The sequence below is a fragment of the Streptomyces sp. x-19 genome (assembly GCF_046549115.1).
GTDB lineage: Bacteria > Actinomycetota > Actinomycetes > Streptomycetales > Streptomycetaceae > Streptomyces > Streptomyces albulus_C.
The window spans coordinates 59,874-75,908 of the sequence record NZ_JAJPWK010000031.1 but is presented as its reverse complement, the minus strand read 5'-3'; the positions used below and the strand labels follow the sequence as shown (position 1 = coordinate 75,908).

Annotated in this window: 15 protein-coding genes; 4 read left to right on the top strand and 11 right to left on the bottom strand. The window is 72.5% G+C overall.

Features of this window, described 5'->3' with window-relative positions:
• Positions 1–681: 681 nt before the first annotated feature.
• Genes ACLJT4_RS37750 through ACLJT4_RS37740 form a run of 3 tightly spaced genes read right to left on the bottom strand, consistent with a single transcriptional unit; the run spans position 682 to position 3,640 of the window.
• Positions 682–1,854: a dipeptidase gene (locus tag ACLJT4_RS37750; protein WP_411129532.1), complete on the bottom strand. Its 1,173-nt coding sequence runs from the start codon at positions 1,852–1,854 to the stop codon at positions 682–684.
• Entirely contained in the window at positions 1,851–2,438 is a 588-nt protein-coding gene (gene purE / locus ACLJT4_RS37745; protein ID WP_016575654.1) for a 5-(carboxyamino)imidazole ribonucleotide mutase, read from the bottom strand. Before purE ends, ACLJT4_RS37750 begins: the two co-directional genes overlap by 4 nt.
• A complete protein-coding gene (locus tag ACLJT4_RS37740) occupies positions 2,435–3,640 on the bottom strand; it encodes a 5-(carboxyamino)imidazole ribonucleotide synthase (RefSeq protein WP_411129530.1) in 1,206 nt (401 codons plus the stop codon). Before ACLJT4_RS37740 ends, purE begins: the two co-directional genes overlap by 4 nt.
• Before the next feature lie 161 nt (positions 3,641–3,801).
• On the opposite strand from ACLJT4_RS37740, the gene ACLJT4_RS37735 reads away from it, so the two are divergent.
• A complete protein-coding gene (locus ACLJT4_RS37735) occupies positions 3,802–4,242 on the top strand; it encodes a protease inhibitor I42 family protein (protein WP_411129528.1) in 441 nt (146 codons plus the stop codon).
• Between the two features lie 154 nt (positions 4,243–4,396).
• Positions 4,397–4,906, top strand: a complete 510-nt coding sequence (locus ACLJT4_RS37730; RefSeq protein WP_411129526.1) for a GtrA family protein — start codon at positions 4,397–4,399, stop codon at positions 4,904–4,906.
• A gap of 23 nt (positions 4,907–4,929) precedes the next feature.
• On the opposite strand, the gene ACLJT4_RS37725 is transcribed toward ACLJT4_RS37730, so the two are convergent.
• On the bottom strand, positions 4,930–6,177 hold the full coding sequence (locus ACLJT4_RS37725) for an ATP-binding protein (RefSeq protein ID WP_411129524.1): 1,248 nt from the start codon (positions 6,175–6,177) through the stop codon (positions 4,930–4,932).
• A gap of 6 nt (positions 6,178–6,183) precedes the next feature.
• A complete protein-coding gene (locus ACLJT4_RS37720; protein ID WP_016575659.1) occupies positions 6,184–6,864 on the bottom strand; it encodes a response regulator transcription factor in 681 nt (226 codons plus the stop codon).
• Positions 6,865–7,372: 508 nt separating this feature from the next.
• Between ACLJT4_RS37720 and ACLJT4_RS37715 the strand changes: the two genes are divergently transcribed.
• Positions 7,373–8,899 carry a peptide MFS transporter gene (locus ACLJT4_RS37715; protein WP_411129522.1) on the top strand — a complete coding sequence of 509 codons (1,527 nt, stop codon included), beginning with the start codon at positions 7,373–7,375 and terminating at the stop codon, positions 8,897–8,899.
• 112 nt (positions 8,900–9,011) lie between these two features.
• On the opposite strand, the gene ACLJT4_RS37710 is transcribed toward ACLJT4_RS37715, so the two are convergent.
• The 6 genes from ACLJT4_RS37710 to ACLJT4_RS37685 form a co-directional block, all read right to left on the bottom strand.
• On the bottom strand, positions 9,012–10,430 hold the full coding sequence (locus tag ACLJT4_RS37710; RefSeq protein ID WP_411129520.1) for a hypothetical protein: 1,419 nt from the start codon (positions 10,428–10,430) through the stop codon (positions 9,012–9,014).
• Positions 10,430–11,506, bottom strand: a complete 1,077-nt coding sequence (locus ACLJT4_RS37705) for a hypothetical protein (RefSeq protein ID WP_411129540.1) — start codon at positions 11,504–11,506, stop codon at positions 10,430–10,432. Before ACLJT4_RS37705 ends, ACLJT4_RS37710 begins: the two co-directional genes overlap by 1 nt.
• Positions 11,507–11,643: 137 nt before the next feature.
• A complete protein-coding gene (locus ACLJT4_RS37700) occupies positions 11,644–12,696 on the bottom strand; it encodes a hypothetical protein (RefSeq protein ID WP_411129519.1) in 1,053 nt (350 codons plus the stop codon).
• A 19-nt stretch (positions 12,697–12,715) separates the two neighbouring features.
• Positions 12,716–13,447 (bottom strand): LPXTG cell wall anchor domain-containing protein, encoded by a 732-nt coding sequence (locus ACLJT4_RS37695; RefSeq protein WP_411129517.1) that lies wholly within the window; start codon positions 13,445–13,447, stop codon positions 12,716–12,718.
• Positions 13,448–13,693: 246 nt separating this feature from the next.
• Positions 13,694–14,182, bottom strand: coding sequence for an ATP-binding protein (locus ACLJT4_RS37690; RefSeq protein WP_411129515.1), 489 nt, complete (start codon positions 14,180–14,182; stop codon positions 13,694–13,696).
• A 171-nt stretch (positions 14,183–14,353) separates the two neighbouring features.
• Positions 14,354–14,722, bottom strand: coding sequence for an STAS domain-containing protein (locus tag ACLJT4_RS37685; protein WP_411129513.1), 369 nt, complete (start codon positions 14,720–14,722; stop codon positions 14,354–14,356).
• A gap of 272 nt (positions 14,723–14,994) precedes the next feature.
• Between ACLJT4_RS37685 and ACLJT4_RS37680 the strand changes: the two genes are divergently transcribed.
• Entirely contained in the window at positions 14,995–15,933 is a 939-nt protein-coding gene (locus ACLJT4_RS37680) for an RNA polymerase sigma factor SigF (RefSeq protein ID WP_411129511.1), read from the top strand.
• Positions 15,934–16,035: the final 102 nt, after the last annotated feature.

The window sequence follows — 16,035 nt, the reverse complement described above, 5'->3', positions numbered from 1 at the left end:
GTCCTGGCCGCGCTGTGGCCGGCACGCCGGGCGGCGAGGCTCAACGTGCTCACCGCGATCAAGGCCGAGTAGCCGGGCGGAGCCGGGACCGGGCCGGCCGTCCGGTCGCCTCGGTGCCGCCGCCGTGCCCCGCCCCCCCCGGGGGGGCGGGGGCCGGGGGGGGGGGGGGGGGGGGGGGGGGGGGGGGGGGGGGGGGGGGGGCGCCCCCGGGCCCCCCCCCCCCCCCCCCCCCCCCCCCCCCCCCCCCCACCCCGACCCCTCCCGTGAGTGGGTGGAAAGGGGCAGGGTTGGGGCTTGTGTTGGTGGGTTCCTGCGGCTCCGTGGGCGTGGATACACATGCATGGACGTACCCAGAGGTTTCACCTGTGTGAGCGCGTCAACGGTGCTGGCCAGCACCGACCCACCGGCCCTCGGCCCCCACCCACCCGTCTTTCAACCCACCCTCAACGGGAGGGGACGGGCCGGAGGGGGTGGTGTGCAGGACGTAAAGCGCAGCAGTCCTGCACACCACCCCCGCAGGCCCGTCACCGCACCCAACAGCCCCGCGCAGCGGACAACGCCCCGCGCCGCAGGCGCAACGGCGAGACGACCCACGGCGGGACAGCCGACAACGCCCGCGCCGCCAGGCGCAAACGGCAACCCCCACGGCGGGACAGCCAACAACGTGGGGGAAACCGCCCGTTAGGGCGTAACGTTCGAGGGCCCCCGTCGATCCCGTTCCGTGCGGGCGACGGACTCCGCGTCGCGGAGCACGCGGACGGCGTTCTGCCAGGTCAGTTTGGCGATGTCGGTGGGCGACCAGGTGCGGTCGAGGAGTTCGGCGATGAGGTTCGGGTAGCCCGCGACGTCGGCCAGGTCGGCGGGGGTGAAGGCGGTGCCGTCGAAGTCGCCGCCGATGCCGATGTGGTCGATGCCGGCGACCTCGCGCATGTGGTCGAGGTGGTCGGCGACGGTGGCCGCGGTGGCTGTGGGGCGCGGGTTGGCGGCTTCGAAGGCGCGTTGGACGGCCATGCCCTGTGCGGTGGTGTCGAGGTGGTGCAGGCCGTGGGCGCGCATGTTCTCGTCGGCGCGCAGCGTCCATTCGACGGCCGCGGGCAGCACGAACTTGGGGACGAAGGTGGCCATCGCGACGCCGCCGTTGGTGGGCAGTTGGGCCAGGACGTCGTCGGGGATGTTGCGCGGGTGGTCGCAGACCGCGCGGGCGGAGGAGTGCGAGAAGATCACCGGCGCGGTGCTGACCCGGAGCGCGTCGCGCATGGTGTCGGGCGAGACGTGCGAGAGGTCGACGAGCATTCCGCAGCGGTTCATCTCGCGGACGACCTCTTCGCCGAAGGCCGACAGGCCGTGGTGGCGTGGGGTGTCGGTCGCCGAGTCCGCCCAGTCGTTGTTGTCGTTGTGGGTGAGCGTCATGTAGCGGACGCCCAGGGCGTGGAAGGCGCGCAGCGTGGCCAGCGAGTTGTTGATCGAGTGGCCGCCCTCGGCGCCCATGAGGGAGGCGATCCGGCCCTCGGTGCGGGCGGCCTCCATGTCGTCGGCGGTGGTTGCCAGGCGTAGGTCGGCTGCGTATCGGGTGGTCAGCTGGTGTACGACGTCGATCTGCTCCAGGGTGGCGCTGACGGCGTGGTCGCCGGCGTAGTCGGAGCGTACGTACACCGACCAGAACTGTGCGCCGACCCCGCCGGCCCGCAGCCGGGGGATGTCGGTGTGCAGGTTGGCGCTCTGGTCGGTGGCGACGTCGCGCTGGTCGAGGTCGTAGCGGACCTGTTCGCGCAGGGCCCAGGGGAGGTCGTTGTGGCCGTCGACGACGGGCCAGTCGGTGAGGAGTTCCCGCGCCGCGTCCTGGGCGGCCGTCACTTGCCGCTCCCGAAGCCGAACCCGGCGGATCCGGCGACCTTGTTGCGCAGCCGCCGGCCCTTCTCGGTGGCCTGCTCGTTCAGTTCCTGCTGGAACTCCCGCATGCGGGCGAGGAGTTCGGGGTCGTGCGCGGCGAGCATCCGGGCGGCGAGCAGTCCGGCGTTGCGGGCGCCGCCGACCGAGACGGTGGCGACCGGGACGCCGGCCGGCATCTGGACGATGGAGAGCAGGGAGTCCATGCCGTCGAGGTACTTCAGCGGGACGGGGACGCCGATGACCGGCAGGGGGGTGACGGAGGCGAGCATGCCGGGCAGGTGGGCGGCTCCCCCGGCGCCGGCGATGATCGTCTTGAGGCCGCGGCCGGCCGCCTGCTCGCCGTACGCGACCATCTCGTGCGGCATGCGGTGGGCCGAGACCACGTCGACCTCGTAGCGGATCTCGAACTCTTCCAGGGCCTGGGCGGCGGCTTCCATGACGGGCCAGTCGGAGTCGGAGCCCATGACGATGCCGACGACGGGGGCGTCGGAGGGGCGCGCGTCAGCGCTCGTCGAGGGGTGGCGGTCGGGCGCCGGGCGGGCTGTCATTCCGTGATCGTTCCTCGCAGGTAGCCGGCGGCGTGCGCGGCGCGCTCACGCACGTCCGCCAGGTCGTCGCCGTAGGTGTTGACGTGCCCGACCTTGCGGCCCGGCTTCACGTCCTTGCCGTACATGTGAATCTTCAACTGCGGATCACGGGCCATGCAATGGAGGTAGGCCGCATACATGTCCGGGTAGTCACCGCCGAGCACGTTGGCCATCACCGTCCAACGGGCGCGCGGGCGGGGGTCGCCGAGCGGGAGGTCGAGGACGGCCCGGACGTGGTTGGCGAACTGCGAGGTGATCGCGCCGTCCTGGGTCCAGTGACCGGAGTTGTGCGGGCGCATGGCCAGCTCGTTGACGAGGACGGCGGGCGTGCCGTCGGCGGCCCGGACCTCGAACAGCTCGACCGCGAGGTGCCCGACGACGCCGAGTTCGTCGGCGATGCGCAGGGCGAGCTGCTGGGCGCGGGCGGAGAGGTCGTCGGAGAGGTCGGGGGCCGGCGCGATCACGGTGTCGCAGACGCCGTCGACCTGGACGGACTCCACGACCGGGTAGGCGACGGCCTGGCCGTGCGGGGAGCGGACCACGTTGGCGGCGAGTTCGCGGACGAAGGGGACCTTCTCCTCCGCCAGGACGGGCACGCCGGCGAGGAAGGGTTCCGCCGCCTCGTTGGAGGATCGTACGACCCATACGCCCTTGCCGTCGTAGCCGCCGCGGACGGTCTTCAGGACCACCGGGAAGCCGCCCGAGTCGTCGCCCGGCCACTCTCCTTCGGCGAGGTGCTCCGCGCCGCTCCCGCTGATCTCGGCCGCGAAGCGCGCCGCGTCGGCGGGGTCGGACACGATGCGGTGGCGCGGGCAGGGCGCCCCGATGGCGTCCAGTTTGGCCCGCATCACGCCCTTGTCCTGGGCGTGCACCAACGCGTCCGGGCCGGGCCGGACGGGAATGCCCTCGGCCTCCAACGCCCGCAAGTGCGCGGTGGGGACGTGCTCGTGATCAAAGGTGATCACGTCGCACCCGCGGGCGAAGGCGCGCAGGGTGTCCAGATCGCGGTAGTCGCCGATGACGACTTCGCTGACCACCTGCGCCGCCGAGTCCTGCGGGGTGTCACTGAGGAGCTTGAACTTGATGCCGAGGGGGATACCCGCCTCGTGGGTCATACGGGCGAGCTGACCGCCGCCGACCATGCCGACTACCGGGAACGTCACGCCCCCAGGGTAGCCGCCCGACAGTCGTGCACCCGACCCGGAGTTGGAGGATCGTCCGAGGGCAGGCGTTCGAGGGCGATCGGGAAGATCGACCACCGCGGTGAGGTTCCGGACCGGCGGCGGGGCGGTTCCGCCCCGGCCCGGTGATGGGGGGAGGCCGCATGGAGAGCGGCGACATAACGAGGAGTTCCCGGGCGCTGGTGACCGTCATCGCGGTCGCCGCGCTGCTGATCGCCGTCTACACGGTGGTCAGCGAACTGTCCGGGCCGGAGGTGTACGGCCCCGGCGACACCGAGATCGAGGTCTCCGCCGGCGACCGCTTCACCATCGAGGTGCCCGACGACCCCGCGGACGGCCAGCGCTGGATCGTCGCCGCCCCGCGACCGGATCCGGCCGTTCTGCGGGCCACCGGCGAGGAGGCCGCACCGGCGTCCGCGACCGGTGGGCAGCCGTCCCCGGGCCGCGGCTCGCGCGCACTGGACTTCGAGGCCGTCCACCCGGGCCGCACCGACCTGCGGTTGCTGCGGTGCCGGCGGTGCGCGACCGGGGCGGCGGACGAGCCCGGGGCGCGCGCCCTCAACTTCCGGATCACGGTCGACTGAGGGGTCCGCGCCCCACCCGCCGTGACCGCATTCGTGCGCCCCGTCGCGGGACGGACCGCCCGCGCACCGCCGCACAGGAGCCGTGGTTAGCATGAGGGTGCCTACCGGGTCGCCGGCCCGCCTACCGCCCACGACGGGGAGCTGAACGATCACCATGAGTGAACGGAGCGCGCTGCGGTCGCGGCTGGAGGCGCTCACCCGGGAAGTCGTGAAGTTCGGTGCCGTCGGCGGGGCCGGCGTCGTGGTGAACTTCGCGGTCTTCAACCTCGTCCGGCACCAGACCGAGCTGCCGGTGGTCCGGGCGAGCATCGTGGCGACGGTGGTGGCCACGGTCACCAACTACGTCGGCTACCGCTACTTCGCCTACCGGGACCGCGACAAGCGCGGCCGGACCCGCGAGCTGACGCTGTTCCTGCTCTTCAGCGTGGTCGGGCTGGTCATCGAGAACGGCATCCTCTACGCCGCGACCTACGGTTTCGGCTGGGACAGCTCGCTGCAGAGCAACGTCTTCAAGTTCCTCGGCATCGGGATCGCCACGCTCTTCCGCTTCTGGTCGTACCGCACCTGGGTCTTCCGGGCGCTGCCCGCCCGGGAGGCGGTGCAGACCGCCGAGTCGTTCCTGGCGGACGGCTCCCGGCTGCCGAGCGGCACCACCCGGAAGTAGGCCCCGCCCGCCGTCCGGGGGGCTCACTCCTCGGCGGGCTCGCCCTCCCGGGCCAGGAAGAGGGCGAAGACCGGCGGGTGTTGCTGGAGCAGCTCCAGGCGGCCGCCGTCCGCCTCGGCCAGGTCACGGGCGACGGCGAGCCCCAGGCCGGTGGAGTTGCGGCCGGAGACGGTCCGTTCGAAGACCCGCGAGCCGAGGTCCGGCGGGACGCCGGGACCGGCGTCGGTGACCTCCACGACCGCCTGGTTGCCGGTGACGCGGGTGCGCAGGGCGACCGTGCCGTCGCCGTGCATCAGGGAGTTCTCGATCAGGGTGGCGAGCACCTGGGCGACCGCACCGGGGGTGCCGACGGCCCGCAGGCTCTTCTTGCCGGAGCGGACGATGGCCCGTCCGGCGCTGCGGTAGGCCGGGCGCCACTCCTCGATCTGCTGCTTGACCACCTCGTCGAGGTCGAAGGCGACCGCCGAGCCGGAGCGCGGGTCCCGGGAGTTGGTCAGCAGCCGCTGCACCACGTCCGTCAGGCGCTCCACCTGGGCCAGCGCGATGGTGGCCTCTTCCTTGACGGTGTCCGGGTCGTCGGTGAGGGTGATCTCCTCCAGCCGCATGGACAGCGCGGTCAGCGGGGTGCGCAGCTGGTGCGAGGCGTCGGCGGCGAGCCGCCGTTCGGCGGTGAGCATCCGGGCGATCCGCTCGGCGCTGGCGTCCAGCACGTCGGCGACCCGGTCCAGTTCCTGGACGCCGTAACGGCGGTGGCGGGGCCGGGGGTCGCCGGAGCCGAGCCGCTCGGCGGTCTCGGCGAGGTCGGTGAGGGGTGCGGTGAGCCGGCGGGCCTGCCGGACGGCGAGCACCACGGCCGCCAGGATCGCCAGCAGCGCGACGGCCAGGATCACCAGCAGGGTCCGGCCGATCTCCGCGCTGACCGTGGAGCGGGACTCCTGGACCCGGACCGATTCGCCGCGGTCGCCGCGCACCTCCGACTCGATCACGTCGCCGACCGGCCGCTGCCCGATCTCGATCTTCGGCTTGCCGGGGACCGTGATCTCGGCGTAGCGGTGGGCGGTGATCTGCTCCGAAAGGATCTGCGGGGTGATCTTCTCGCCGCTGCCCAGTCGGCTCTCCACTATGCCGACCAGGCGGACCGCCTCGGAGGCCACGCTCTCCTGTGCGCCGGACTGGATGGTGCGGGTCTCGACGATCACCAGGGAGACGCCGAAGACGGCGATGACGACGAGCACCACGGCGAGCGTGGAGTTGATCAGTCGGCGGCGCACGGGCCCCTAGCTCTTTTCGAAGCGGAAGCCGACCCCGCGGACGGTGGCGATGTACCGGGGGTTGGCGGCGTCGTCCCCGAGCTTCTTGCGGAGCCAGGAGATGTGCATGTCCAGCGTCTTGGTGGACGACCACCAGGTGGTGTCCCAGACCTCGCGCATGAGCTGGTCGCGGGTGACGACCCGGCCGGCGTCCCGCACCAGGACCCGCAGCAGGTCGAACTCCTTCGCCGTGAGCTGGAGTTCCTCGTCGCCCATCCAGGCGCGGTGCGACTCGACGTCGATCCGCACGCCGTGGGTGGCCGGCGGCTGCTGGGGCTCGGCGGTGGAGCCGCGGCGCAGCAGGGCCCGGACCCGGGCGAGCAGCTCGGCGAGCCGGAAGGGCTTGGTGACGTAGTCGTCGGCGCCGGCGTCCAGCCCGACGACGGTGTCCACCTCGTCGGCGCGGGCGGTCAGCACCAGGATGGGGAAGGAATGGCCTTCGTTGCGCAGTCGGCGACAGACCTCGAGACCGTCCATGCCGGGCAGCCCCAGATCCAGGACCACGAGGTCGATGTTGCCCTGGAGACCGGCGTCGAGGGCCGTCGGGCCGTCCTCACGCACCTCGACGTCGTAACCCTCGCGGCGCAGGGCGCGGGCGAGCGGCTCCGAGATGGACGCGTCATCCTCGGCGAGCAGTACACGGGTCATGCGCCGATGGTAGTCCGATGTATCGACAGGCAGGGGCGGACCAGCACGGATGGGCGACAGCGGGCCGGTTTCCGCGCCCGCTCGCACGTCTCGGACCGCGGGCGCACGGGTGCGGGCGCGGTCGCACAGGCGGTTGCGGACGGTTCCCCACGCCAGTGTGAGCGTTCTCTCACCACTCCCAACCGGCCGGTGAGCGGACGTATGGTGTCCGGAACGTTCAACGCACAACCCCAGGACCCGAGGCGCAGAACTGACGTCATCGGTCCTTGTTGTGTGCGGGACTGGCATCCCCAGTCCCTTACACAGTGAAAGACCTGTCGACCGGGTCCGCCGGCCGCATTGTTGCGGCACGGGGGCGTGGATCCCGGTGTTCGGCCTTCCGCCGGCCCCCTCCTGTGGGTCGAACCTCCCGGACGTGAGGGCGGGCAGGGCGGCGCCGGTGCCGGTCATCCCCCACCCGGGCGCATACCGAACCCCTCGGACGCGTCCCGAGCAGCAAGGAACCACCATGGCGTCCAGCCTGACGAAGGACGCGGCCCAGCAGGGAACCCCTGTCAACGGCGGCAAGACCTTCTTCGGCCACCCCCGCGGCCTGGCCACTCTCTTCATGACCGAGATGTGGGAGCGCTTCAGCTTCTACGGCATGCGTGCCCTGCTCGTCCTGTACCTGATCTCCGGCGGGTCGGACGCCAAGGTGGGCTCCCAGGGCGGCGGACTGGCCATGACGGCCGCCTCCGCGACGGCGATCTACGCCGTCTACATGGCCCTGGTCTACCTGCTCGCCATGCCCGGCGGTTGGTTCGGCGACCGCGTCTGGGGCCCCCGCAAGACGGTGATCGTCGGCTCGTGCGTGGTCATCGCGGGCCACATCGTGCTGGCGATCCCGGGCCAGACCTTCTTCGTCGGCCTGGCGATGGTGGCGTGCGGCTCCGGTCTGCTGAAGTCCAACATCTCCACGATGGTGGGCCACCTCTACGACGGCCCGCAGGACCCGCGCCGGGACGGCGGTTTCACCGTCTTCTACATGAGCATCAACCTCGGGTCCATGGCCGCCCCGATCATCGTCGGCGGCATCGGCCAGGGCATCAACTGGCACCTGGGCTTCGCCACCGCGGCGCTCGGTATGGCGCTGGGTCTGATCCAGTTCCTGATCGGCACCCGGAACCTCAACCCGCAGAGCAGCCAGGTGCCGACCCCGCTGGCCGCCGCGGAGCGCAACGGCTGGCTGCGCAAGGGCCTGATCTGGGCCGTCGTCGCCGCGGTCTTCTACGGCATCGTCGTCGGCACCGGCCACTTCACGCTCAACTGGGCCCTGGTCCCGCTGGCCGTCATCGGCATCTGCGTCCCCTGCTTCGTGCTGCTGCGCATCAAGCGGGACAAGGACCTGAGCAGCACCGAGCAGGCCAAGGTCAGTGGCTACCTGTGGTTCTTCTTCGCCGCCGCGGTCTTCTGGATGATCTTCGACCAGGCCGGTTCGACGCTGAGCGTCTTCGCCGAGAAGAACACCGCGGAGACCGTCTTCGGCCTGGGCTTCCCGTCCTCGTGGATGCAGTCGGTCAACCCGGTGTGGGTGCTGGCCCTGGCCCCGGTCTTCGCCTCGGCGTGGATGGCGCTGGCCCGCCGCAACCGCGAGCCCAGCACCCCGGTGAAGTTCGCCATGGCGATGGTGCTGATCGGCGCCTCGTACTTCTTCTTCCTGCTGCCGATCGCGATGTCGTCCGACGGCACCAAGGTCAGCCCGATGTGGCTGATCACGGTCTACGGCCTGCAGACGATGGGTGAGCTGTGCCTGTCCCCGGTCGGCCTGTCGGTGACCACCAAGCTGGCGCCGCAGAAGTACGCCAGCCAGATGATGGGCGTCTGGTTCCTCGCTGTCACCGCCGGTGACAGCGTCATCTCCCTGGTGTCCATCGCGGGTGCGGACCTCAGCGGGGTGGGCGTGCTGGTCACCGAGGCCGCCCTCGCCGTCCTGGCCGGTGTCGCGGTCTTCATGTACCGCAAGAAGATCACGCCGCTCATGGGCGACGTGCACTGATCGGTTCCCGGTAGTGGGCAAGGGCCCGGCGCGCTGGTGCGTGCCGGGCCCTTCCCCTTTTTCCTGAGGGGCCTTCGCCCTGAGGGGCCTTCGCCCTGAGGGCGCGGGGCCGTCAGCGGCGCAGTCGCCGCGGCGCGAAGGTGAAGACCGCGGCGCCGAGCAGGAGCACGGTGCCGGCGAGCACGCCGAGGGCGGTCAGCGCGCCGTGGTCGTCCGCACCGGTCTGGGCGAGGCCGCCGGCGCTGCCGCTGCCGCCGGACGCACTGCCCGTCCCTGCCGTGCCGCCGCCGCTGGACGTCCCGCCGGTCGAGCCGCCCGAGGTGCCGCCGGGCTGGGCCGCGGTGTCGAGCGCGAGCGAGGCCCCGGGGTCCTTCTCCGGGGTGCAGGTGGTGGTGGTGCCGAGGGCGTTGACGGTGAGGACGCCCGGGGTGAGTGTGGCCTTGCCGCTCGCGCCGGGCTTGTAGGTGCCCTTGAGGTCGGGGATCTCGATGGGTTGGCCGGACTTGATGGGCTGGGCGTTGGTGGGCCCCTCGACCTTGACGGAGCCCTTGTCGGCGCCGCCCACCTTCACGTCCATCGACGGTTTGACCGACCCCTTGGGGATGTCGGCGGGGCTGTCCATGACGGACTTGGCGAAGTGCACCGTCAGGTCGTAGCCGCCGCCCTTCTTGACGCCGTCGATCTGGACCGGCGAGGTGGCCTTCTTGTCGCCGATGGGCGTCTTGCAGGCGTAGGGGACCTGTACCTGCTTGCCCTTGTACGCGGTGCCGTCGGGGTCGCCGCCCGAGCCACCCGAGCCGCCGCTGGTGCCGGAGCCGCCGGAGGAGCCGGTGGAGCCGCCGGTGGTCGCGCCGCCGGAGCCGGCGGTGCCGGAGCTCGTTCCGCCGGCCGTGCTGCCGCCGCTGCCCGTCCCCCCGCTGCCCGTGGTGCCGCCGGCGGAACCGCCGCCGTCCGTCACCTTGAGGGTGACCGCCGGCTGCACCGCCTCCTTGGGCGTGCACTTGGTGTCCGTGGAGATCGGCTTGTTGACGTTGATGGTGTAGGCGCCGGGCGTCAGCGTGACCTCTCCCGGCGCGGTGAGCTTCAGCGTGCCCTTCATGACGGACAGCTTCATCGGGCTGTTCTTCGGGATCGGCGGGTTCTGCCGGGGACCCTGCACGGCCAGGTCCCCGGTCTGCGCCCCGGCGACCTTGATCGTGCCGGACGGCTGGACGGTGTCCTTGCCCAGGTCGAGGACGCCGGGGTTCTGCGAGGCGGCCTGGACCGTCGTCCAGACCACCTCGACCGCGTCGCCGACCTTGGCGGTCGCCGGCGCGGTGACCTCGACCTTGGTGGTGCCCTCCACGGGCGGCAGGCCCGAGATCGGCGGCGGCTGGCACTCGGTCTTGTACGCCACGTCCGCCGCCTGCGCGGTCCCGGCGGCGGTGACCACGCCCGCCCCCGCGAGCACCAGTGCGGCCGTCGCGGCCAGGGTCGCTCTCCTGCGCCGTCCGGTCGGCCTCGGGGGCCCGGTCGGCCTCATCAACGTCATCACGGGGAACCTTTCGACGGGGGTCCTTCGGTTGATGTGGTGGACGGTGCGGTGTCCTGGGTGAACCACGGCAGGGCGGTGGTGCCGGCCGGTGGTGCGGTGCCGGGGCCCGTGCCGGGTCGTTCCTGGTGTCGGCTCCGCGGCCGGCCCTGTTGCCGGCCCGTGCCGGTGCGCCGCGGGTGCGGGCGGTGCGTCGCCCTTCGGGGGCGGACGGTGGTGCCCGGTCGGGGCGGGCGGACGCGGTCGACGACCGCCATCCCGATCCGGAACACCGCCGTGGGGACGACCAGGCACAGCAGCAGCCAGAAGAGCGTCACGCCCCACGGCCGGCCGACCTCCCACGGCTGCTCGACCAGCACCTTGCCGCCGTACTTGAGGGAGACCAGGTAGTCCCCGTGCGCGCCGGCGGCCAGCTCCACCGGGAGCCTGACCTCGGTCTTCTGCCCGGCGGGGACGGTCCCGCGCCACTGCTGGTCCTCCCACTGGGGCGCGAAGACGCCGTGCGAGGTGCCGACCTGGAAGACCGGGTCCTTGGCCGGTACCGAGCCCAAGTTGCCGACGGTGACGGTCAGTTCGCGCTGCGGCGGGGCGCCGAACCAGGTGAGGAGTCCGCTGCTGCCGGTCAGCCGGGGCTGCGCGAGGACGGCCAGCCGGCCGGCGCTCACGTCCTGCGGCAGCGGGGCGACGGGGTGTCCGGCGACCTTGAACGCGGCGTCCGCGGCGGCCGCCGGGCCGGTCGCGGTCGCCACGTGCACCACGCAGGGGCAGGGTTTGGGCGGTTCGGCGACCGGCAGGGCCTTGCTGAAGGCGCCCCGGTCGTCGGTGGTGACGGTCCGCCCGTCGGCGTTGGCGCACGCGTTGGTGCCGCCGATCATGTTCTGGCCGCAGATCAGCAGCATCAGCAGGGTGTGCGGGCGCCAGCCCCGCCCGGTGACGGTGACGTCGCCACCGGCGCCCGCCTCCTTCTGGGAGACCGCGGCGGAGGGCGGATCGCCGGCCGCGGCGGCGTGCGCGGCGGGGGCCGGCAGGCCGGGCAGCAGGGCCGGGAGCACGGCCAGGACGAGGGCGGCGAGCAGGGCGGGCGGCCGGCACCGTCGTCCGAGGCGCCCGGGGGCCCGTCTTCCGCTCGTCCGCGCGCCCGGCCCGCGGCCCGCGCCGGCCCCGCCGCCTCGTCCGTTCCCGGCGTGCTCGCCGCTCTCACCGTTCTCGCCGTTCACCCGCGCACCCCTGATCCCGTCTTCGCGACCGTCGTGGTGGAGCTCGTCGTGCCCGTCGTGGTCGTTGCGGCCGCCCCACGCGTCCCGGTCCCGTTCGCCGGTCCGGTGCCGGTGGTCGCCCGGGCACCGGGCCGGTGGGGCGGGGGCCCGCCCCCGTCGTCGCCGGTCGGCGCCGCCCGCCCGCTGCGCCCGCGGCGCCGACGGACCGCCCAGGCGCCCCCGCCGGCAGCCAGGAGGAGCGCCGCCGCGGCGCCCGTCCCCCAGGGGACTGCGGTGTATGCGGCGGTGCCGGTGTCCTGCGCCCCGCCCGCCGCGGTCGCGGTGAGCGTGACGTCCACCGCGTCCAGGGCGGGCGGATCGGACCAGGTCTCGGTCCGGGCGATGCGGGCGCCGGGCGGCAGGACGTCCGGCAGGGGGCGTGCGGGCCGGCGCAGCAGCGTGCCGAAGAGGCCGTCGGCGCGGACCGCCACCTGTGGTCGGAGTTCGGTGTTCCCGCGGTTGACCAGGGTGTACCGGATCACCGCCGCGCTCCCCCGCCGGGTCACCGAGACGTGTTCGACGGTGAGCGCGGACAGCGTCGGCCCGGTCACCCGCAGCCGGACGGGTATCCGGATCCGGGCGCCGGGACCGGTGACGGTGAGCGCGGCCGGGTGGCTGCCGGGGGCGGCGGCGCGCGGCACGGCCGCCGTGAACGGCACACTCGCCCGCGTCCGCGGCGGAACCGTCACCTGCGTCGTGCCGAACGCGAGCCACGCCCCGGCGCGTTGACCGTCGCCCCCGTCGCCGTCGCCGGCCAGCCGTACGGTCAGCGGCCGGTCGGACGGGTTGCGCACGGCCAGCCGGTCGGTGAGCGCGCTGCCCGCCGGCCCCTCCAGGTAGAAGGACGTGCGGGCGGTGCCGGTCGGCGCCGCGGACCAGCCGGGTGCGGCGGTGGTGGACGGCCCGGCCGCCGCGGCGGGCGGACGGGCCGCGGCCACCGCGGGGCACGGCAGGACGACGGCGGCCGCGAGGACGGCGCCGGCGGCCGCGGTGCGGAGTCGGAACGGCATCGGCGGCTCCCGGTGGAGGTCAGGCCCGTTGATGACGGCGGGTCAGCCAGAGCGCGCCGGCCGCGCCGGCCAGCAGCACGGTGCCGCCGAGGGTGCCCAGGGCGATCGCGGAGTCCGCCGGTCCGGTCTGCGGCAGTTGGCCGCCGCCGGTCGATCCGCCCGCCGCCGCGGAGCCCCCGCTACCGCCGGAACCGCCGCTGCCACCCGTACCGCCGCTGCCCTTCACGTCCAGGGTCAGTGCCGGCTTGGGGTGGTTGCTCGGTGTGCAGGTGGTGGTGGTGCCCAGCGCCTTGATGGTGAGCGTGGAGGCCGTGAAGGTGACCTTCCCGCTGGCCTTGGGGGTGTACGTGCCGCTCAAGTCGCTGATCTTGATGGGGGTGTTGGCCGGTATCGCCTGGTCGTTGGGCGGGCCGCTGACCGCGACCGTGCCGCTCTCCGCGCCACCCAACTGGATCACCGCGCTGGGGCTCATCGCCCCCTTGCCCAGTTCGACGGGGCTGGAGGAGACGCCCTTCTGGAACGACATCACGAGCTTGTACGAGCCGCCGCTGGGCGTCCCCTTGATGTCGATGGGCGAGACCGCCCCCTTGTTGCCGATCGGCGTCTTGCACTGGTAGTTGACGTCGACGACCTCGGCGTGCGCGACGGGCGCGGTGAACAGCACCGCGGAACCGGCCGCCATGACCGCGGCCGCGGCCAGCCCGGCCGCCCGCCGCGGCCGCCTGCCGTGTTGTGCGTGGAAGCGGGCCACCTTGAGTTCCCCTTCTCCCGGGTACGCGCCGCCGGATGTTACTGACGGCACATCAGATTGGGCGCTCAAGGTACGCCCGGGAGGGTGTCGAGGGAAGGCACAGCACAGCCCCGATGCGCGGCGGCGACCGGATCCGCCCACGGGACGGCGTCCGCCCCGGCCGCGCCCCGGGCCGGAGGCGGCCCCGGACACGACGAAGCGCGGGCCCGTGGGCCCGCGCTCGCCTTCCGCTCGTCCGCCGCCCCTTCAGGAGGGTGCGGCCAGCTCCGCCCAGACGGTCTTGCCGGCACCGTCGGCGTTGCGCACCACGCCCCAGTCCAGGCACAGCCGCTGCACGATGAACATGCCGTGGCCGCCCGGGCGTCCGGGGCGGTGCGGGCTGCGCGGCGACGGGGAGCCCGCACCCAGGTCGCTGACCTCCAGGCGGAGCACCTTCGCGGCGCAGCGCAGCCGGAGCTCCTCGGGGCCCTCGGCGTGCAGGCAGGCGTTGGTGACCAGCTCGGAGACGACGAGCAGCACGTCCTCGGCCGCGGCCCGCTGGTCGGCGGTGGCGGCCGGCAGCCAGCCCCAGTCGTTCAGCGCCTCCCGGGCGAAGTCGCGGGCCCGGGCCACGGCGCCCCGGGTGCCGGCCAGGCGCAGCCGACGGATCTGACCTGTGGGGACGGGAGCGGAAGCGCCGGCGCCGCCCGGCTCCGGGCCAAGATCGCCCGGCGGGTACGGCCGGGTGGTGCTCATCAGCGCTTCACCTCACCGATTCGCCTGTTCACGGACAACAGATACCTGACTGATTCAACGGATTCAGGTGTCTCCTGCCCGACCGGACCGTGAGAACACCCACTTCTTGGGAACGGAAGTTGTGACGCCGACTACGCGCCCGGATCGGAGCCGTCCGGGCTTCGCGTCCGGTCAGTCGGCCAGGGCCGCTTCGAGCGAGTCGTGCACCGTGAAAACCGCCTCCGCGCCGGTGATCTCGAAGACCCGGGCCACCACCGATTGCATCCCGGCCAGATGGACGCCGCCGCCCGCGGCCTCGGCTTTCAGCCGGGCGCCGAGCAAGACGTTCAGCCCGGTGGAGTCCATGAATTCCAGGGGTGAGCAGTCCACCACGAGGCGTGCATAACCGTCGTCGATGCAGCCTTCCAGTGATTCCCGCAACAGATCCGCGGTGTGGTGATCCAGCTCACCGGCGACCGTCACCACCGCACTGGCGCCGTGATGGCGGATCTCGACGTGAAGCCGACCACGGCTCGCACTGCCGACCGTCCCGCGGTCCATCCGAGCGCACCCCTCTTGCTGCCTAGACGACTGTTTTGGTGACGACATTGCTTATGACTGCGCGGGTCGAACCCTACGCCTTCCTGACGTTCGCCGGTAGCCGCAGAAAGGGCATAGCGCCAGATTGCGGACAACACGCACTTGCCTTCTTCCGGCGAAGCCAGGTAGGCGTAGAAGGACACATTCGAAACGGCCGGCTTTGGAGGCGCCGCACACCGCAGCTTCATGCAGAGGCTTCGGCAGCCATATGCCGAGAACGATGGAGGAGACACATGTCACCCCGGCTCGACGAATTGCGTATCGAGGACGAGCAGCGAACCGCTTCGTCGACACCCCGGTCCGATGCGACCGGTCACATTCCTTCCCAGAAGCATGCCGCGGCAACCGAGCCGGCGAGCGTGCCCGAGCTCGACGACCTGCCCGAGATCCCGCCGTTCGACGAAGTGGGTCCGGTGGATGCCAGGGCGCTGTCGAAAACTCTCTTCGAGCGGCTGGAAACGCTGGAAGAAGGCACGCACGAATACGCGTACGTCCGCAACACCCTGGTCGAGCTGAACCTCGCCCTGGTGAAGTTCGCGGCCTCCCGGTTCCGTTCCCGCAGTGAGCCGATGGAGGACATCGTCCAGGTCGGCACCATCGGTCTGATCAAGGCCATCGACCGTTTCGAGCTCAGCCGCGGCGTGGAATTCCCGACGTTCGCGATGCCGACCATCGTCGGCGAGATCAAGCGTTTCTTCCGCGACACCAGCTGGTCGGTGCGGGTTCCGCGACGTCTGCAGGAACTCCGCCTGGACCTGGCGAAGGCGGGCGACGAACTGGCGCAGAAGCTGGACCGGTCACCCACGGTCGGCGAACTCGCCGAACGCCTCGGGATCACCAAGGACGAGGTCGTCGAAGGGATGGCCGCGAGCAACGCGTACACCGCGAGCTCGCTGGACGCCCAGCCCGAGGAGGACGACAGCGAAGGCGCGCTGGCGGACCGGATCGGTTACGAGGACCACGGCCTCGAAGGCATCGAATACGTCGAGTCGTTGAAGCCGCTGATCGCCGAACTCCCGTCCCGGGACCGGAAGATCCTCTCCCTGCGGTTCGTCGCCAACATGACGCAGTCCGAGATCGGCGACGAGCTGGGCATTTCGCAGATGCACGTCTCCCGTCTGCTCTCCCGCACCCTCGTCCGGCTCCGCAAGGGCCTGATGATCGAGGAGTGACCCCGCGGTCGGCGCCGGCCCCCGAGGCCGGCTGACGCCCGTGCACACGAGGGCCCGCCCCGGAATCGTCCGGGACGGGCCCCCAGTGCGTCCGGGGCGTCC

Excerpts from the sequence above, each read along its gene's own strand:
- ACLJT4_RS37715 (WP_411129522.1), top strand. The coding sequence starts at position 7,373 with ATGGCGTCCAGCCTGACGAAGGACGCGGCCCAGCAGGGAACCCCTGTC.
- ACLJT4_RS37710 (WP_411129520.1), bottom strand. The coding sequence starts at position 10,430 with ATGACGTTGATGAGGCCGACCGGGCCCCCGAGGCCGACCGGACGGCGC.
- ACLJT4_RS37730 (WP_411129526.1), top strand. The coding sequence starts at position 4,397 with ATGAGTGAACGGAGCGCGCTGCGGTCGCGGCTGGAGGCGCTCACCCGG.
- ACLJT4_RS37700 (WP_411129519.1), bottom strand. The coding sequence starts at position 12,696 with ATGCCGTTCCGACTCCGCACCGCGGCCGCCGGCGCCGTCCTCGCGGCC.
- ACLJT4_RS37720 (WP_016575659.1), bottom strand. The coding sequence starts at position 6,864 with ATGACCCGTGTACTGCTCGCCGAGGATGACGCGTCCATCTCGGAGCCG.
- ACLJT4_RS37690 (WP_411129515.1), bottom strand. The coding sequence starts at position 14,182 with ATGAGCACCACCCGGCCGTACCCGCCGGGCGATCTTGGCCCGGAGCCG.
- ACLJT4_RS37735 (WP_411129528.1), top strand. The coding sequence starts at position 3,802 with ATGGAGAGCGGCGACATAACGAGGAGTTCCCGGGCGCTGGTGACCGTC.
- ACLJT4_RS37685 (WP_411129513.1), bottom strand. The coding sequence starts at position 14,722 with ATGGACCGCGGGACGGTCGGCAGTGCGAGCCGTGGTCGGCTTCACGTC.
- ACLJT4_RS37680 (WP_411129511.1), top strand. The coding sequence starts at position 14,995 with ATGTCACCCCGGCTCGACGAATTGCGTATCGAGGACGAGCAGCGAACC.
- purE (WP_016575654.1), bottom strand. The coding sequence starts at position 2,438 with ATGACAGCCCGCCCGGCGCCCGACCGCCACCCCTCGACGAGCGCTGAC.